The organism is Stenotrophomonas sp. YJH_SMC_36 (genome assembly GCF_059369935.1).
Window position 1 is genome coordinate 21,005 of sequence record NZ_JCAFTD010000001.1, and the last position, 15,552, is coordinate 36,556.

General features: G+C 67.6%; 16 protein-coding genes. 9 read left to right on the forward strand and 7 right to left on the reverse strand.

Annotated features, from left to right (window positions below; genetic code table 11):
* Nucleotides 1-19 precede the first annotated feature (19 nt).
* Together AC5P76_RS00085 and AC5P76_RS00090 are read right to left on the reverse strand one after the other, a co-directional pair.
* Nucleotides 20-667 carry a thiol:disulfide interchange protein DsbA/DsbL gene (locus AC5P76_RS00085; protein WP_053519865.1) on the reverse strand — a complete coding sequence of 216 codons (648 nt, stop codon included), beginning with the start codon at nt 665-667 and terminating at the stop codon, nt 20-22.
* A gap of 105 nt (nt 668-772) precedes the next feature.
* A complete protein-coding gene (locus AC5P76_RS00090) occupies nt 773-1,573 on the reverse strand; it encodes a c-type cytochrome (RefSeq protein ID WP_065175142.1) in 801 nt (266 codons plus the stop codon).
* A gap of 156 nt (nt 1,574-1,729) precedes the next feature.
* Here AC5P76_RS00090 and yihA point away from each other — a divergent pair, with 156 nt between their 5' ends.
* A complete protein-coding gene (yihA, locus tag AC5P76_RS00095; protein WP_053519877.1) occupies nt 1,730-2,332 on the forward strand; it encodes a ribosome biogenesis GTP-binding protein YihA/YsxC in 603 nt (200 codons plus the stop codon).
* A gap of 67 nt (nt 2,333-2,399) precedes the next feature.
* Here yihA and AC5P76_RS00100 read toward each other — a convergent pair whose 3' ends face one another.
* The 3 genes from AC5P76_RS00100 to AC5P76_RS00110 all read right to left on the reverse strand — a co-directional run bounded on the left by AC5P76_RS00100 (nt 2,400) and on the right by AC5P76_RS00110 (nt 5,463).
* Nucleotides 2,400-3,371 carry an MBL fold metallo-hydrolase gene (locus AC5P76_RS00100; RefSeq protein ID WP_445394106.1) on the reverse strand — a complete coding sequence of 324 codons (972 nt, stop codon included), beginning with the start codon at nt 3,369-3,371 and terminating at the stop codon, nt 2,400-2,402.
* Between the two features lie 566 nt (nt 3,372-3,937).
* Nucleotides 3,938-4,762, reverse strand: coding sequence for a helix-turn-helix transcriptional regulator (locus AC5P76_RS00105; protein WP_065181741.1), 825 nt, complete (start codon nt 4,760-4,762; stop codon nt 3,938-3,940).
* Nucleotides 4,759-5,463, reverse strand: a complete 705-nt coding sequence (locus tag AC5P76_RS00110) for a VIT1/CCC1 transporter family protein (RefSeq protein WP_065175139.1) — start codon at nt 5,461-5,463, stop codon at nt 4,759-4,761. The genes AC5P76_RS00105 and AC5P76_RS00110 overlap by 4 nt, the downstream gene beginning before the upstream one ends.
* Before the next feature lie 152 nt (nt 5,464-5,615).
* Here AC5P76_RS00110 and AC5P76_RS00115 point away from each other — a divergent pair, with 152 nt between their 5' ends.
* Nucleotides 5,616-6,980 (forward strand): glutamate--cysteine ligase, encoded by a 1,365-nt coding sequence (locus AC5P76_RS00115; protein WP_065175138.1) that lies wholly within the window; start codon nt 5,616-5,618, stop codon nt 6,978-6,980.
* A 162-nt stretch (nt 6,981-7,142) separates the two neighbouring features.
* Here the strand turns inward: AC5P76_RS00115 and AC5P76_RS00120 are convergent, their stop codons facing one another.
* Nucleotides 7,143-8,195 carry an NAD(P)-dependent alcohol dehydrogenase gene (locus AC5P76_RS00120; protein ID WP_053517445.1) on the reverse strand — a complete coding sequence of 351 codons (1,053 nt, stop codon included), beginning with the start codon at nt 8,193-8,195 and terminating at the stop codon, nt 7,143-7,145.
* 107 nt (nt 8,196-8,302) lie between these two features.
* On the opposite strand from AC5P76_RS00120, the gene AC5P76_RS00125 reads away from it, so the two are divergent.
* Both AC5P76_RS00125 and AC5P76_RS00130 read left to right on the forward strand, forming a co-directional pair.
* The gene (locus AC5P76_RS00125) at nt 8,303-9,187 is read left to right on the forward strand and encodes a LysR family transcriptional regulator (RefSeq protein WP_065181739.1); all 885 of its coding nucleotides are present in this window, start codon (nt 8,303-8,305) and stop codon (nt 9,185-9,187) included.
* A 66-nt stretch (nt 9,188-9,253) separates the two neighbouring features.
* A complete protein-coding gene (locus AC5P76_RS00130) occupies nt 9,254-9,922 on the forward strand; it encodes an SMI1/KNR4 family protein (RefSeq protein WP_262100455.1) in 669 nt (222 codons plus the stop codon).
* 31 nt (nt 9,923-9,953) lie between these two features.
* On the opposite strand, the gene AC5P76_RS00135 is transcribed toward AC5P76_RS00130, so the two are convergent.
* Nucleotides 9,954-10,358: a VOC family protein gene (locus tag AC5P76_RS00135; protein ID WP_111186172.1), complete on the reverse strand. Its 405-nt coding sequence runs from the start codon at nt 10,356-10,358 to the stop codon at nt 9,954-9,956.
* 130 nt (nt 10,359-10,488) lie between these two features.
* Here AC5P76_RS00135 and AC5P76_RS00140 point away from each other — a divergent pair, with 130 nt between their 5' ends.
* The 5 genes from AC5P76_RS00140 to AC5P76_RS00160 all read left to right on the forward strand — a co-directional run bounded on the left by AC5P76_RS00140 (nt 10,489) and on the right by AC5P76_RS00160 (nt 15,525).
* Complete coding sequence (locus AC5P76_RS00140) at nt 10,489-11,511, forward strand: glycoside hydrolase family 43 protein (RefSeq protein ID WP_445394107.1); 1,023 nt, start codon at nt 10,489-10,491, stop codon at nt 11,509-11,511.
* A gap of 68 nt (nt 11,512-11,579) precedes the next feature.
* Nucleotides 11,580-11,855, forward strand: coding sequence for a metal/formaldehyde-sensitive transcriptional repressor (locus tag AC5P76_RS00145; RefSeq protein ID WP_445394108.1), 276 nt, complete (start codon nt 11,580-11,582; stop codon nt 11,853-11,855).
* 58 nt (nt 11,856-11,913) lie between these two features.
* On the forward strand, nt 11,914-13,023 hold the full coding sequence (locus tag AC5P76_RS00150; protein WP_495222575.1) for an S-(hydroxymethyl)glutathione dehydrogenase/class III alcohol dehydrogenase: 1,110 nt from the start codon (nt 11,914-11,916) through the stop codon (nt 13,021-13,023).
* 51 nt (nt 13,024-13,074) lie between these two features.
* Nucleotides 13,075-13,905 (forward strand): S-formylglutathione hydrolase, encoded by an 831-nt coding sequence (gene fghA, locus AC5P76_RS00155; protein ID WP_065181736.1) that lies wholly within the window; start codon nt 13,075-13,077, stop codon nt 13,903-13,905.
* 192 nt (nt 13,906-14,097) lie between these two features.
* Nucleotides 14,098-15,525 carry a GGDEF domain-containing protein gene (locus tag AC5P76_RS00160; protein ID WP_065181735.1) on the forward strand — a complete coding sequence of 476 codons (1,428 nt, stop codon included), beginning with the start codon at nt 14,098-14,100 and terminating at the stop codon, nt 15,523-15,525.
* Nucleotides 15,526-15,552 lie beyond the last annotated feature (27 nt).

Consider the following 15,552-nt stretch of genomic DNA (forward strand, 5'->3'; position numbering starts at 1 on the left):
GTCGGGAGTGGGCGTTGGTTCAGCGGCCGCGGTTGGCGCGGACCTGGGCGATCAGCGCCGAGGCAATGCGCAGCTGGTCGTCGAAGCTGTTGCCGCGGACCAGATACTGGCCGTTGATGATCAGCGCCGGGGTACCGGGGATGCGGGTGCGCTGGGCGAATGCCCGCGCCGCGTCGACCTTCTTCTGCACGGCGTCGCCCCGCAGGGCCTGGGTGTAACGCTCGGGCGCCACGCCGTACGCCTTGTAGAAGGTGGCGAGCTCATCGGCCGAGACATTCTGCATCGGCAGGGTGCCCTGCTCGTGCAGAGCCTTGAACACTGCCGCATGGCTGCGCTTGGCGACGCCGACTTCTTCGGCGGCGTAATAGGCCAGCGCCCAGGCATCCCAGGCGCCCCCGAACGCCGCCGGCACCGGAGTGAAGCGCACATCCGCCGGCAGCTTGGCCGCCCAGGCTTCCAGCTGTGGTTCGAAACGCGCGCAGTGCGGGCAGGTGTAGCCGAACACCTCGACCACTTCGATCTTGCCGGCGAGCGGCTGGAACGGACCGGCCTGGGCGATGCGCTCGTAGTCGCGACCTTCGACCAGCGGGGCTGCGGCAGGGGCGGCACTGGCGGCCATCGGCAGCAGCACCAGCAGGGACAACAGCAGGCGGGGAATCAACCTCATCGACACGCATCTCCGTTGAAAAAGCAACGCCGGCGCAGTCGCCGGCGTGAAGGAAACATACCGCAGGCGCGGGCCGTGGTGGCGGCCCGGGCCGACCAGTGGCGGTCAGGGGGCGGCGGCCGGTCGTGCCGGTGTGGCTTCGGTGGCCACGTCGTCGGCCCGGTTGTGCAGGCCCTGCAGGTAGCTGGACAGCGCCTGCACTTCCTGTTCGGTCAGCTTCTGTGCCACCGCGGCCATGATCTGGAAGTGCGCCTTGTCGGTTTCGTTGGTCTGCCCGGCCTGGTACTCCTGCAGGCGGCGCGCGACATAGCTGGCGTGCTGGCCACCGATATGCGGGTAGGCCGGGCCCGGGTTGCCGGCGCCGCTGGGGCCGTGACAGGCCATGCAGGCCGGCAGCCCGCGCGACGCGTCGCCGCCGCGGTACAGCTGCTGGCCGATCTGGTAGAACTTCATGCCCTTGTAGGGGCCTTCGGTCACCGCGGTGTCGTCGGCGATGCCGGCGGTGGCCTTCTGCGTGGCGAAGAACGCGCCGATGTCGCGCATGTCCTGCGGGGTGAGGTTCTGCACGAAGGGCACCATCGCCACTGCCGCACCGGAGCTGCGCTGGCCGTTGGCGATCAGGGCCATCTGCTGGGCGACATAGCGCTCGCTCTGCCCGGCGATGGACGGGTACATCTCGACCGTGGAATTGCCGTCGGCACCATGGCAGGCCGCGCAGGCCGCAGCCTTGCCCTGGCCAGCCTTGGCATCGCCCCAGGTCGTCTTGCTGAAATCCACCTCCAGCGAGGCGGTGTTGATCGGCCCGTTGTCGGGCAGCGGGGTCAACGTGGTCTGCGCGAACGCAGCGGCGGCAACAACGACAGCAGTGGCAAGGGCGGATACGGCAAGAACGCGAGCGTGGCGCATGCTAAAGCTCCGTATGGACCGGGCCGGGCGGTGGCCGCCGGCATCGTCCGGATTATCAACGGCGTTTCCACGCACGGTCAACGAAGCAGTGCAGCAAAATCCCCGCTGGGGCCGTCGGCACGGGCGCGCGGCGCCGCAACATGCGATCCTATGCGCATGTCATTGCTCCTTGAACGCGCCCGTTACCACCTCTCGGCCCACAACGCGCGGCAGCTGCCGCCCGACGAAGGGGCCGAAGTGGCCTTCGCCGGCCGCTCCAACGCCGGCAAGTCCAGCGCCCTCAATGCGTTGACCCGGCAGAATGCCCTGGCCCGCGTCTCCAAGACCCCCGGCCGCACGCAGCAGCTGGTGTTCTTCCAGATCACCCCGGAAGCAAGCCTGGTCGACCTTCCCGGCTACGGCTACGCCAAGGTGCCGCTGGAGCTGCAGGCGCACTGGCAGGCCTTCATCGACCGGTACTTCCGTACCCGGGAGGCACTGAAGGGGCTGGTGGTGGTGATGGACATCCGCCACCCGCTGAAGGACTACGACCGCCAGATGCTGTCTTACGCCGTACAGCGCGGCCTGCCGGCGCATGCGCTGCTGACCAAGGCCGACAAGCTGGGCCGCGGCCAGCAGATGCAGACACTGCAGAAGGTGCGCAAGGAACTGCAGTCGGCCTACGGCGACAGCGTCAGCGTGCAGGTGTTTTCCGGTGAGGACCGCACCGGCGTGGACGAAGCCCGTGCCGTGATCGGTGGCTGGCTGGGCCTGGAATAACCTCTCGCCCGCCGGGCATGGCCCGGCGCTACCGGATCGGTGGGTGCCGACCTTGGTCGGCACACTCTCACAATGGCGAATACTCCGCCGGCACCCAGGCATAGGCCTGGCCGTCCCTGCGCACGTGGCCCAGGCCCGGGAAAGGCAGATGCGCACCCGCCACCCACCACGTCCCGGCGGTGGCCTGCTGCAACAGACTGCGGCGGCTGGCCGTGGCCGCCTTGCGGTCCGAATCGGCCTCGAACGCGGCTTCCGGGTGGGCGAACTGCACCGCGTGGAAGTGCAGCACGTCGCCCCACACCAGCAGTGACTGGCCCTGGCTGTCGAACCGGTAAGAGACGTGGCCGGGGGTGTGGCCATGGGTATCCATCGCCAGGGCACCGCCGGGGAGGGCATCGCCAGGCTGGAAGGTACGCAGGTGGCCGCTGGCCTGATAAGGCGCCACGGCGGTTCGGGCGAGCGGGAAGGCAAAGCGCACGCCCTCCGGTGCGGTGGTTTCGCTGGCCGGGTTGAGCCAGTAGTCCGCGTCGGCCCTGGACAGCCACACCGTCGCGTTCGGATAGGCCGGCTTGCCCTGCGCGTCGAGCACGCCGCACAGATGGTCGGGGTGGGCGTGGGTCAGCAGGATGTCGTCCACCTCGGCGGGATCCACGCCTGCGGCACGCAGGTTGCCCAGTACCTGGCCCAGGCCGGGACCGAAGCACTGTGCGGTGCCCGTGTCGACCAAGGTGAGGTGATTGCCCTGGCGGATCAGGTAAGCATTGACCGCGGTCTGCAGGCCCTTGCTGTCTTCGGGGACATAGCGGCCTTCCAGCAGGCGGGTGACCAGCGTCGGCGGCACGTCGACCACTTCCTGCCGGCCGAGTGCGACCACGCCATCGAACAGGGCGGTGACCTGCAGGGTGCCGATGCGGTGGTGATAGACGCCGGGCATCTGCCGGGTGGGTGCGGGTGAGGTGGCTTCGGCGAGTGCGGTCAGCGGCAGCGCAGCCAGGGCCAGCAGCAGGGCGCCGCGCAGCGGCAGGTGATGCAGGGTCATGAGGGTTCTCGATGGAAGAAGGGCGGTTCCGTTGCGGCTAGCGTGCCGTGGCCGGCGTGCGCGCGGCGCTCAAACCGCTGCGCGGAATGCTCAGGGAGTGGGGGCTGGCAGGGCTGCGCCCTGCACCCGCAGAGGCAACGGCCGAAGCAACAGCGGGCTATCCGTGGATGGCGGGGTGGGTCCGGCTGCGGGGGACGCCGTAAATACGTCCCTGTAGGCTCGGTCGCGCCATCCATGGCGCTCACGCCCCCGCAACCGGACCCACCCCGCCTTCGACAGTTTTCCACGATCTGTCGGAAATGCTCTTGGGGTCAGATCCGTTTTCCGCAGGAAAACGGATCTGACCCCGGAAATTCGTTCGATCAGCCGCCGGAATCTGTCGAAGGCGGGGCACTGTGGGTGGGCAGGACCGTTGGCGCCATGGATGGCGCCATCGAGCCCCCATGGATGGGTTTACGGCGTGTCCTGGCCATCCACAGTGCCCCGCCCTCCCACGGATAGCCCGCTGTTGCTGTTGCTTCGGCCGTTGCCTCTGCGGGTGCAGGGCGCAGCCCTGCCTGACCCCCTCAGATGTCTGTAGGAGCCAGTCCGTACTGCTCGGCGAAGCGCTTGCTGAAGCTGGCCGCGGAACGGTAGCCCGCGCGTGCGGCCACGGTCTTCAGCGGCAGGTCGGTGGTGTACAGCAACTGCATGGCGTGGGCCAGTCGTGCCTCGGTCAGCAGCTGGCGCAGGCTGGTGCGCTCGGCCGCAAGCCGACGACGCAGGGTGGCGCCGCTCAGTGCGAACTGCTCCTCCAGATCACGCGATTGCCAGTCGCGCGCAGGTTCAGCGGCGACGCGATCCCGTATCTGCTCACCCAGCGTCGGTGCCGTGGGCAGCAGCAGGTTGCCGTGGCCCTGCCGGCACAGGGTCAGCACCATCGAGGCCAGGGCCAGCCGGGCGTCGCTGTAATGGCCATCCTGCAGCGATTGCCGCCAGCGACGCAGCACGGCGCCATGTTCGGCCAGCGACAACCGCGCCATCGACGGACCGGCGCTGGGCAGTTCCTCGTTCCACAGTGTCCGCGCCGCGGCCAGCACTTCCGCACACAGCGGCACGATGGCGCTGAGGTAACGGCCGCTGCGCGGGTCTGGACGGTTGACCACGTCGATGCGGCAACGCTGGGTCAGCAGCAGTATGTCGCCGGGCGCGAACTCCAGCGTCTGGTGTGCGGTACGTACCTGCTTGCGTCCTTCCAGCAGGATCGCGAACTGCGGTTGCGGGATCTCCACCGAGCTGGCGCCATGTTCGCGCCGCGCGGTGATGCAGGCATAACCCTCGGCGCGATCACAACCGGCCAGCGAAGACATCTCGGCCAGCAGCGCCGTTGCGGCGGGCAGCATCGTGGTCATGTCACGTGGGCTCCCAGCAGCCGGCCGACGCCGGCGGCTGCAGCCATTGCGAGTGCGCCCCAGAACATGACGCGCAGGGCGCCGCGCAGGGCAGGCGCACCTCCAGCGCGGGCCGCCATCGCGCCGGTCACGCACAGGCCCAGCAGGGTGCTGGCGGTGGTCACCCCTGCCACGGAGTCGGCCGGTGCCAGCAGTGCGGTCAGCACCGGCAGGGCCGCCCCACAGGTGAAGGCTGCGGCCGAGGCCAGTGCGGCCTGCAGCGGCCGGGCGCGCAGGGTATCGGTGATGCCCAGTTCGTCGCGAGCGTGCGCACCGAGGGCATCGTGGGCCGTGAGCTGCTCGGCCACCTGCCGCGCCAGCGCCGGGGCCAGGCCGCGATGGCGGTAGATGGCGGCCAGCTCTTCCAGCTCGCTGTGCGGATCGTCCTGCAGTTCGCGCTTCTCCATCGCCAGGTCGGCGCCTTCGGTGTCGGCCTGGGTCTGCACCGAGACGTACTCGCCGGCGGCCATCGACATCGCCCCTGCGACCGTGCCCGCCAGGCCGGTGGCCAGCAGGGTGCTGGCCGATGCGCCACTGGCGGCAACGCCGACCACCAGCCCTGCCACTGAAACGATGCCGTCGTTGGCGCCGAGCACGGCGGCGCGCAGCCAGCCGACGCGGTCGGCCCTGTGTCGTTCCGGATGGCGCGAATGACGGGTCATGCCTTGCAGTGTACGAGGGTCAAGAGGTCGTCGGTAGGATGCTGAAACCCGTCTCCGTCGCATGCTGCGACGGGGCGCCACGCTATAGTGCGCCCTTGCGATGGAAGGCTCCCAGCCCCACATCCCCCGTCACCGTACAGCGAGTCTTCCCCTTGTCGAGCCCCAGCCACGTCGCCGATACGCCCATTACCGACCGCTCGCAGCTGGTGGAGGTGATCGCCTCCGGCGAAAAGCCCCGCGCGCAGTGGCGCATCGGCACCGAGCACGAGAAGTTCGGCTTCCGCCTGGACGACCTGCGACCGCCGGCCTTTGAAGGCGAGCGTGGCATCGAGGCCCTGCTCAACGGCCTGGTCCGTTTCGGCTGGGAACCCGTGCAGGAAAACGGCAACACCATCGCCCTGCTGCGCGATGGCGCGTCGGTGACGCTGGAGCCCGCCGGCCAGCTGGAACTGTCCGGCGCGGCGCTGGAGACCATCCACCAGACCTGCGTGGAGACCGGTACCCATCTGAACGAAGTGGCGCAGGTGGCCGGCGAGCTCCAGCTGGGCTTCCTGGGCATGGGCTTCCAGCCGAAGTGGGCGCGCGATGAGATGCCGTGGATGCCGAAGGGCCGCTACAGGATCATGCGCGCGTACATGCCCAAGGTCGGTTCGCTCGGCCTGGACATGATGACCCGTACCTGCACGGTGCAGGTCAACCTGGACTACGCCAGCGAAGCGGACATGGTGAAAAAGTTCCGCGTTTCGCTGGCACTGCAGCCGATCGCCACCGCGCTGTTCGCCGACTCGCCGTTCACCGAAGGCAAGCCGAACGGCTACCTGAGCTATCGATCGCACATCTGGACCGACACCGACGCCGACCGCACCGGCATGCTCGACTTCGTGTTCGAGGATGGCTTCGGCTATGAGCGTTACGTCGATTACCTGCTGGACGTGCCGATGTACTTCTCCTACCGCGATGGCATCTACCACGATGCCAGCGGGCAGAGCTTCCGCGATTTCATGCAGGGCCGGCTGCCGGTGCTGCCGGGCGAGTTGCCGACCCTGCGCGACTGGTCGGACCACACGACCACGGCGTTCCCGGAAGTGCGCCTGAAGAAGTATCTGGAGATGCGGGGCGCCGATGGCGGTCCGTGGAGCCGCCTGTGCGCCCTGCCGGCGTTCTGGGTCGGCCTGCTGTACGACGACACCGCGCTGGATGCGGCCTGGGATCTGGTGCGTGACTTCACCCTGGCCGAGCGCCATGTCCTGCGCGACGGCGTGCCGAAGCATGCGATGAACCTGCCGTTCCGCGATGGCACCGTGCGCGATCTGGCGCGCGAGGCGGTGAAGATTTCCGTTGAAGGCCTGAAGCGCCGCGCCGCGCGCAATGCCGATGGCCAGGACGAGAGCAAGTTCCTGGATGTGCTGCAGGAGATCGTCGAATCCGGCCTGACACCGGCCGAGCGCAAGCTGGCGCTGTTCCATGGTCGCTGGCACGGCAACGTGGACCCGGTGTTCCGGGAATTCGCGTACTGAATGCGGCCGCCGGGCATGGCCCGGCGCTACCCACAATGGCTCCGGTAGCGCCGGGCCATGCCCGCCATGATTCCGGTAGCGCCGGGCCATGCCCGGCGGGTGTCGCGCGCAGAAAAAACCCCGGCCTCCACGCCGGGGTTTTTCATTCCATCAGCCGGGCCGTCAGGCCTTGAGGCTGGCCATGTCGATCACGAAGCGATAGCGCACATCGTTCTTCGCCATGCGCTCCCACGCGTGGTTGACATCCTTGATGTCGATCACCTCAACATCGCTGACGATGTTGTGCTCGGCGCAGAAATCCATCATTTCCTGGGTCTCGGCCATGCCGCCGATGGCCGAGCCGGTGACGTGCTTGCGGCCGAAGATCACGCTGGCACCCATCAGGGGCGGGTCCAGCTCGGTGATGACGCCGACCAGGCACATGGTGGCATCGCGCTTGAGCAGGCTCATGTACGGGTTGGTGTCATGGCTGACCGGCACGGTGTTGAGCAGGAAGTCGAAGCTGTTGGCGTGCGCCTTCATCTGCGCCGGATCGCGCGAGACCAGCACCTCGTCCGCGCCCAGGCGCTTGGCGTCGGCGCCCTTTTCCGGGGTGGTGGTGATCATCACTACGGTGGCGCCCATCGCCTTGGCAAACTTCACGCCCATGTGGCCCAGACCGCCCAGGCCGATCACACCCACCTTCTGGCCGGGGCCGACCTTCCAGTGGCGCAGCGGCGAGTAGGTGGTGATGCCGGCGCACAGCAGCGGCGCGGCGGCCTTCAGGTCCAGCGTCTCGGAGACCTTCACCACGAAGCGCTGCTCGACCACGATGTGGTCGGAGTAGCCGCCCATCGTCAGCTCACCGGTATTGCGGTCGCGGCTGTTGTAGGTATAGGTCGGGCCCTTTTCGCAGTACTGCTCAAGGTCGTGGTCGCAGGCATCGCAATGGCGACAGGAATCCACCATGCAGCCGACGCCGGCGATATCGCCGACGCTGAGGCGGGTGACGGCCGGACCGACTTCGACCACGCGGCCGATGATTTCGTGGCCGGGAACCATCGGGTACTCCGCGCCGCCCCAGTCGTCGCGGGCCTGGTGCAGGTCGGAGTGGCAGATGCCGCTGTACAGCACTTCGATGCGGACATCGTTGGCGCCGACGGCGCGGCGTTCGAAGGTGAAGGGCTCGAGCGGAGCGGTATTGGTACGCACCGCATAACCATGGGCGAGGGACATGGGGAATCCTTGGCGGGGTTTGTGGAAAGGCGTTTTACAATACGCCCCTCATACCCGCCCACAAAGCGTGGATATCGGCATGATTCATCAAGGCAGACTGCACAATCATGGCCACTGACAATCTCACCCACCTGGCCGCCTTCGCGGCGGTGGCCCGCCACCGCAGCTTCCGCCGGGCCGGCGCCGAACTGGCCCTGTCGACCTCGGCGGTGAGCTATGCGATCCGGGCACTGGAAGAGCGGTTGGGGGTGGGCCTGTTCCATCGCACTACCCGCAGCGTGGCCCTGACCGAGGCCGGGCAGCGCCTGCTGGACCGGTTGCAGCCAGCGCTGGGCCAGGTGCACGAGGCGCTGGAGGAAATGAACCAGTTCAGGGACAGCCCGACGGGCCTGCTGCGCATCAACGCGGCCCGCGCGGCAGTGCCGACCCAGCTCGGCCCACGCCTGACCCGCTTCCTGCGCGCGCACCCCGATGTGCGCCTGGAGCTGACCGAGAACGATGGGCTGGTGGACATCGTTGCCGAAGGCTTCGATGCCGGCGTGCGGCTGCATGAGTTCGTGCCCGAGGACATGGTGGCCGTGCCGCTGGGCCCGGCCCTGCACGGCATGATCGTGGCCTCGCCCGGGTATCTGCGCCAGCACCCGGCGCCGCAGCATCCCCGCGACCTGCTGCAGCACGAATGCATCCGCTTCCGCTTCGCCAGCGGTCACCTGTACAAGTGGCAGTTCGACCGCGATGGGCAGTCGCTGGAAATCGACGTACGTGGGCGACTGACGCTGAGCGAGCAGACCACCATCATGCGCGCGGTGCTGGATGGCTTCGGCCTGGCCTATGTGCTCGAGGATGCCGCGCGCCCACACATCGAAGCCGGGCGGATGGTGGCGGTACTGCAGGACTGGAGCGAACCGTTTCCCGGCTTCGTGCTGTATTACCCCAGGCAACGGCAGATGGCGTCGGCCTTGCGCGCATTCGTGGACATGCTGCGCGAATAGATCCATGCCTGCGCGGACGCTGCCTGTCGAGGTAAAGTGCGCGCCGATCCAATCACAGGGACGTTCATGCATACGCTTGCCGAGATCGAACTGGCCACCGGCCAGACCTTTCCTGCTCTCTACCACCGGCTCGATACGGAAGACCGGCTGAGCTGGGGGGCGACCCATCCGCAATGGGCGCAGGTGTGCCTTCCGGAGCTGCAACCGGTACCGCCGATTCTGCTGTATGCGCAGGATTACGAGCCGCTTGAGCGTGGCGAACTGCTCGAGGCCTGGCAGGAGCTGACTGCAGAGGATCACTACAACCCATTGCGCCAGGATCTGCAGCTGCTGCCGTTCGCCCGCACGGGGGCCGGTGACAGCTACTGCTTCTGGACCAATGCGCCGGGCTGCGACGAGCCGCCGGTGCTGCTGGTGTGGCACGACGATGATCGCGCTGACGTACTGGCCCGCAACCTTCAGGATTTCCTGTTCCGCAAGATGGTGGAGGCGGTGGCGGACTACGAGGCCCCCTACACGCTGTTGTCGCACGGTGACCTGGCCGACAATCTCCAGCGCTGGCTGGGCTCGCATCGCGCGTGGCTGCGGGACGACCAGGCCACTGCGCTGGAGGCCCTGTTTGCACGCAGCGCAGAGATCGAGCAGGGAGAGATCGATGAGGACCAGGCGCAGGCGCTGGTGCAGCAGCTGATCGGATTCGAGCGGCTGGACGAATCATTCGCCTACGTGCGTTGATGCTGGCGGCGGGCCCGGTGCACTCCGCCGATCAATCCAGCAAGGCGTCGTAGCCGGGGCCGGTGAACTGGATCAGGCAGAAGCCGTGTCCGAACGGATCCGCCAGCATTGCGATGCGCCCCCATGAACGCTCGCGTGGCGCCTGCTCGAGCGCCGCGCCTGCCGCCAACGCCTGGGCAAGCGCGGCGTCGAGGTCCTCCACGATCCAGTCGATGTGCAGCGGGGTCCAGTGACGTTCGTAATCCCGCACGTCACCGTCGACGGTAGCCGCGCTGCCCGCTTCGTTCTGCAGAAGATAGAGCGGGGTCGGGCCGCCCAGCAGTTCCAGCACCTCCGGGCCGAGACGGCGCCCGGCATGGAGGCCGAAGGCGCGTGTGTAGAACGCCTCGGCGGCCGCGAGGTCCGGAACGTCCAGATTGATGATGAAGGGGATCATGGCCCGGGTCCTGCGTTGTGCCAGGCACCATGCGCCGATGATTCCCGTCGATCAAGAGGGTGCGCGGTTTGAGGCAGCGTGTCCCGGAAAGGCGCCGGCGATCGTTCTAGACTCGAGCGATCGAACCTGCATGGGAGTGGCTCTGATGGGACTGCGCGAATGGGGGAGGGGGGCCGCACTGGCCGTGCTGCTCGCAGCCACTGGCGTCGGCATCGCGGATGCGCGTGACAGCCAGGCACCGGTGATGTCCGGCAATCCGATCCTGCCGGGCTGGTACGCGGACCCGGAGGCGGCCGTATTCGGCAGCACCTACTGGATCTTCCCCACGCGCTCGCGGCCCTATGCGGAACAGGTTGCCTTCGATGCCTTTTCGTCGCCCGACCTGGTGCACTGGCGCCGGCACGACAGCGTGCTGTCCATCGAGAACATTCCCTGGGCCAGGCAGGCGTTGTGGGCACCCTCGGTGGTGGCCAACGACGGGCGCTACTACTTCTTCTTTTCCGCCAATGACATCCAGAACGACGGCGAGACCGGTGGCATCGGCGTGGCCGTGGCCGACCAGCCCGAAGGGCCTTACCGCGATCTGCTCGGCAAGCCCCTGGTGGGCGCGTTCCACAATGGCGCGCAGCCGATCGACCAGTATGTGTTCAAGGATGACGATGGTGCCTGGTACATGATCTATGGCGGCTGGAAGCACGCCAACATCGTGCGCCTGAAGGCGGATTTCAGCGGCCTGCTGCCCTGGGACGACGGCATGCTGTTCAAGGAGATCACGCCGGCGCCGGAGTACGTGGAAGGTCCGCTGATGTTCAAGCGGGGCGGTCGCTACTACTTCATGTGGTCCGAAGGCGGCTGGGGCGAGCCGGACTACTCGGTGGCCTATGCGATCGCCGACGCGCCGACCGGGCCGTTCACACGCATCGGCCGGGTCCTGCAGCAGGACCCGGCCATCGCGACCAGCGCCGGGCACCACTCCCTGATCCACGCGCCCGGCGATGACACGTGGTACATCGTCTACCACCGCCGGCCGCTCGACCAGACCGACCGCAATGCCCGCGTCACCGCGATCGATCGCCTGTACTTCGACGCGCAGGGCCGCATCCTGCCGGTGAAGATGACGCACGAGGGCGTACCCGCGCACCGCCTGCGCTGAGGCGCAGGATGTACCTTTCCGCCACCTGTGTATACTATCCCCCAGTATAGTTCCTGAGTCACCCTGCCATGCCGCACTCTCCCGAAGAGAAGAAGAAGGTCCTGGCCCGCGTGCGCCGCATCCGCGGCCAGTGCGATGCACTGGACCGTGCGCTGGAAGCCGGCGCCGACTGCGGGCCCGTGCTGCAGCAGATCGCCGCCATCCGCGGGGCGGTCAACGGGCTGATGTCCGAGGTGATGGAAGCCCACCTGCGCGAAGAGTTCGGACAACCCGCATCGTCCGATGAACAGCGCGCCGAGCGCGTGCGCGAGATGAGCGGGCTGATCCGCTCGTACCTGAAATAAGCAACGGCGCAGCATAGCGTCGTCCATCTGTTACTGCCTGTCTTTGGAGAATCCCACCATGAAATCACGTGCCGCCGTCGCCTTTGCTCCCGGCCAGCCGCTGCAGATCGTCGAGATCGACGTCGCCCCGCCGAAGGCCGGCGAAGTGCTGGTCAAGATCACCCACACCGGCGTCTGCCACACCGATGCGTTCACCCTGTCAGGGGATGATCCGGAAGGTCTGTTCCCGGTGGTGCTGGGCCATGAAGGTGCCGGCATCGTGGTGGAAGTAGGCGAGGGCGTGACCAGCGTCAAGCCGGGTGACCACGTGATTCCGCTGTACACCGCCGAGTGCGGCGAATGCCTGTTCTGCAAGAGTGGCAAGACCAACCTGTGCGTGTCGGTACGCGCGACCCAGGGCAAGGGCGTGATGCCCGATGGCACCAGCCGCTTCAGCTACAACGGCGAGCCGATCTATCACTACATGGGCTGCTCGACGTTCAGCGAGTACACAGTGGTGGCCGAAGTCTCGCTGGCGAAGATCAATCCGCAGGCGAACCCGGAACATGTCTGCCTGCTCGGCTGCGGTGTCACTACCGGCATCGGTGCGGTGCACAACACGGCCAAGGTGCAGGAAGGCGACAGCGTGGCAGTGTTCGGCCTCGGCGGCATCGGCCTGGCCGTGATCCAGGGCGCGCGCCAGGCCAAGGCCGGCCGCATCATCGCGGTGGATACCAATCCGTCCAAGTTCGAGCTGGCGCGTGAGTTCGGTGCGACCGACTGCATCAATCCGAAGGACTTCGACAAGCCGATCCAGCAGGTCATTGTTGGAATGACCACCTGGGGCGTGGACCACAGCTTCGAGTGCATCGGCAACGTCAACGTGATGCGCGCGGCGCTGGAATGCGCGCACCGTGGCTGGGGCCAGAGCGTGGTGATCGGCGTGGCCGGCGCCGGCCAGGAAATCTCCACCCGTCCCTTCCAGCTGGTCACCGGCCGCAAGTGGATGGGCACGGCCTTCGGTGGCGTCAAGGGTCGCAGCCAGCTGCCGGGCATGGTGGAGGACGCGATGAAGGGCGACATCGAACTGGCGCCGTTCGTCACCCACACCATGGATCTGGACGGGATCAACGATGCCTTCGATCTGATGCACGAAGGCAAGTCGATCCGTTCGGTCGTGCACTACTGAGCCATCCCGGGTGGCAGGCCGTCAGGGCTGCCACCCTTCTGGAGAGACACCATGGAACGCATCGAACATCGTGCCTGCTTCGGCGGTTGGCAGGACGTGTACCGTCATCCCTCGTCCACGCTGGGCTGCGACATGCAGTTCGCCGTTTACCTGCCGCCGCAGGCGGAAACGCAGGCGCTGCCGGTGCTGTACTGGCTGAGCGGACTGACCTGCACCGAACAGAACGTCATCACCAAGGCGGGCGCGCAGCGCTATGCGGCCGAACATGGCGTGATTCTGGTCGCGCCCGACACCAGCCCGCGTGGCGACGATGTCGCCGACGCGGAGGGCTACGATCTGGGCAAGGGTGCCGGCTTCTACCTCAACGCCACCCGCGAGCCGTGGTCCAAGCACTACCGCATGCATGACTATGTGGCGCAGGAACTGCCGGCGCTGATCGAGGCGAACTTCGCGGTGACCGGGGCACGCGCGATCAGTGGTCACTCGATGGGAGGTCACGGTGCACTGGTGGTCGCGCTGCGCAATCCGGGGCGTTACCGCAGCGTGTCGGCATTTTCGCCGATTGTTGCCCCCAGCCAGGTGCCCTGGGGACAGAAGGCGTTCCAGGCCTATCTGGGCGACAACCGCGCCGACTGGGCCGCGTGGGATGCCTGCGAACTGATCGCTGCGGCCAGCGAACGCTTGCCGCTGCTGGTGGACCAGGGCGGGGCCGATGAGTTCCTGCAGAGCCAGCTGCAACCGCAGCGCCTGCAGCAGGCCTGCGACGCCGTCGGCCATCCGCTGACCCTGCGCCTGCAGGATGGCTACGACCACAGCTATTACTTCATCGCCAGCTTCATCGGCGAGCACATCGCTCACCACGCCCGCGCGCTGCACGGCTGAATAGCCCGCGTGACAGCTGCGGTCCCGGGGACGCAACCGCGCATGCCCCGGCGCGACGGACCGCCTGCGTCGATGTAGCGCCGCGCCATGCCCGGCGCAGGGGCAGGGGAAGCAGGTGTGGCGTGGATCACGCCTCCATGGCGGCCTGTCGCGCTATCGTGCGTGCAGACAGGCTTGCGCAGTGGGGGATGCATGCCGGTAGTGCTGGCGCTGCTGTACGTGTTCGGCCATGGCCTGGTCGTGGCCCTGTGGCCGGGGCCGGCAGGCCTGGGTTCGTTCGTGTTCCTCACCGGCGCGCCGCTGCTGGCCGCCGCCGCATGCCTGTGGCGCGCGCGTGCGGATCGCGCCGCGCTGGGCTGGCGTGCCATCGCGCTGGCACTGCTGCTGTGGGCGGGGGGCATGGGCATCAACATGCTCGATGCACTCCGTGCCGACCGCCCCGACATCACCCCGGGCGCCAGCCTGCTGCTTTACGTGCTGTATGGCGTGCCGCTGGTGTTCATCCTGGCCCGCTCGCGGCGGGAGCGCTGGGCCATCAGCGTGATCGACGGAATCATGGCGGCCCTGCTGGGCGTGCTGTTCTTCGTGCATACCCAGTCATTTGCCGACCATGTCGGCATCGACGACCAGGCGCTGGCCAACATGCAGCGCATGTTCGATATCCAGAACCTGTGCATCGCTGTCTTTGCCATCGTGCGCTGGGTGTCCTGTGATGTCCCGGAGCGACGCAGCGTGTTCCGCGCGCTGGCGCTGTACGCGCTGGCCTATCTGCTGGTGGCCTACTACATCAACCACTTCACCTCCGAACAGTCTTTCGGCGCCTACAACGATCTGCTGATCGACGTGCCGTTCCTGTTGCTGGCGCTGCTGGCACTGCGGCGGTCGCCGGCCACCGGATTCGTGCTGCAGCCACGGCTGGCCCGGCTGGTGCAGGCCGGCGGCCCGATCATCCTGCCGCTGCTGCTGCTGGTGGTGGGCACCCTGGTGGTGGACCATGCCAGGCCCCTGGCATTGGCTGGATTCGTTCTGGCCACGTTGGGCTTCAGCCTGCGCAGTGCGCTTCTGCAGATCGATCTGCTGGAACGGCAGGCCGGGCTCGACCAGCTCGCGCGCCAGGATGGCCTGACCGGCGTAGCCAACCGCCGCCAGTTCGATGCCGAACTGCAGGCCGAATGGAACCGGGCGCGGCGGAGCGGCAGCGAACTGGCGCTGCTGCTGGTCGATATCGATCATTTCAAGGCGTTCAACGATGCCCATGGTCATCCCGCCGGCGACCGTTGCCTGCAGGCCGTGGCGGCGCTGCTGCAGCACAGCGCCGGGCGTGCGGGCGACAGCGTGGCGCGTTACGGCGGTGAGGAATTCGCGGTGATCGTGCCAGGCACGGCGTTGGACGGCGTACAGGCCTTGGCCGAGCGGCTGCGACGCGCGGTGGAAGCGCTGCAGCTGCCGGAAGGGCGGGTCAGCATCAGCATCGGCATCGCATTCCTGCATCCGCCGGCAACAGCCGATGCCGGGCAGCTGCTCGCCGATGCGGATGCGGCGTTGTATGTGGCCAAACGCGCGGGACGCAATCGTGTGGCGATGCAGGGCGCAGCGCCGGCCGGTGCAGACGGCCGCTAGACCCCGCCCCGCGCATTCGCCAAGGGA

Bases quoted from the DNA above. Each gene is read 5' to 3' on its own strand.
- AC5P76_RS00085 (WP_053519865.1), bottom strand. From the start codon at position 667: ATGAGGTTGATTCCCCGCCTGCTGTTGTCCCTGCTGGTGCTGCTGCCG.
- AC5P76_RS00090 (WP_065175142.1), bottom strand. From the start codon at position 1,573: ATGCGCCACGCTCGCGTTCTTGCCGTATCCGCCCTTGCCACTGCTGTC.
- yihA (WP_053519877.1), top strand. From the start codon at position 1,730: ATGTCATTGCTCCTTGAACGCGCCCGTTACCACCTCTCGGCCCACAAC.
- AC5P76_RS00100 (WP_445394106.1), bottom strand. From the start codon at position 3,371: ATGACCCTGCATCACCTGCCGCTGCGCGGCGCCCTGCTGCTGGCCCTG.
- AC5P76_RS00105 (WP_065181741.1), bottom strand. From the start codon at position 4,762: ATGACCACGATGCTGCCCGCCGCAACGGCGCTGCTGGCCGAGATGTCT.
- AC5P76_RS00110 (WP_065175139.1), bottom strand. From the start codon at position 5,463: ATGACCCGTCATTCGCGCCATCCGGAACGACACAGGGCCGACCGCGTC.
- AC5P76_RS00120 (WP_053517445.1), bottom strand. From the start codon at position 8,195: ATGTCCCTCGCCCATGGTTATGCGGTGCGTACCAATACCGCTCCGCTC.
- AC5P76_RS00125 (WP_065181739.1), top strand. From the start codon at position 8,303: ATGGCCACTGACAATCTCACCCACCTGGCCGCCTTCGCGGCGGTGGCC.
- AC5P76_RS00130 (WP_262100455.1), top strand. From the start codon at position 9,254: ATGCATACGCTTGCCGAGATCGAACTGGCCACCGGCCAGACCTTTCCT.
- AC5P76_RS00135 (WP_111186172.1), bottom strand. From the start codon at position 10,358: ATGATCCCCTTCATCATCAATCTGGACGTTCCGGACCTCGCGGCCGCC.
- AC5P76_RS00140 (WP_445394107.1), top strand. From the start codon at position 10,489: ATGGGAGTGGCTCTGATGGGACTGCGCGAATGGGGGAGGGGGGCCGCA.
- AC5P76_RS00145 (WP_445394108.1), top strand. From the start codon at position 11,580: ATGCCGCACTCTCCCGAAGAGAAGAAGAAGGTCCTGGCCCGCGTGCGC.
- AC5P76_RS00150 (WP_495222575.1), top strand. From the start codon at position 11,914: ATGAAATCACGTGCCGCCGTCGCCTTTGCTCCCGGCCAGCCGCTGCAG.
- fghA (WP_065181736.1), top strand. From the start codon at position 13,075: ATGGAACGCATCGAACATCGTGCCTGCTTCGGCGGTTGGCAGGACGTG.
- AC5P76_RS00160 (WP_065181735.1), top strand. From the start codon at position 14,098: ATGCCGGTAGTGCTGGCGCTGCTGTACGTGTTCGGCCATGGCCTGGTC.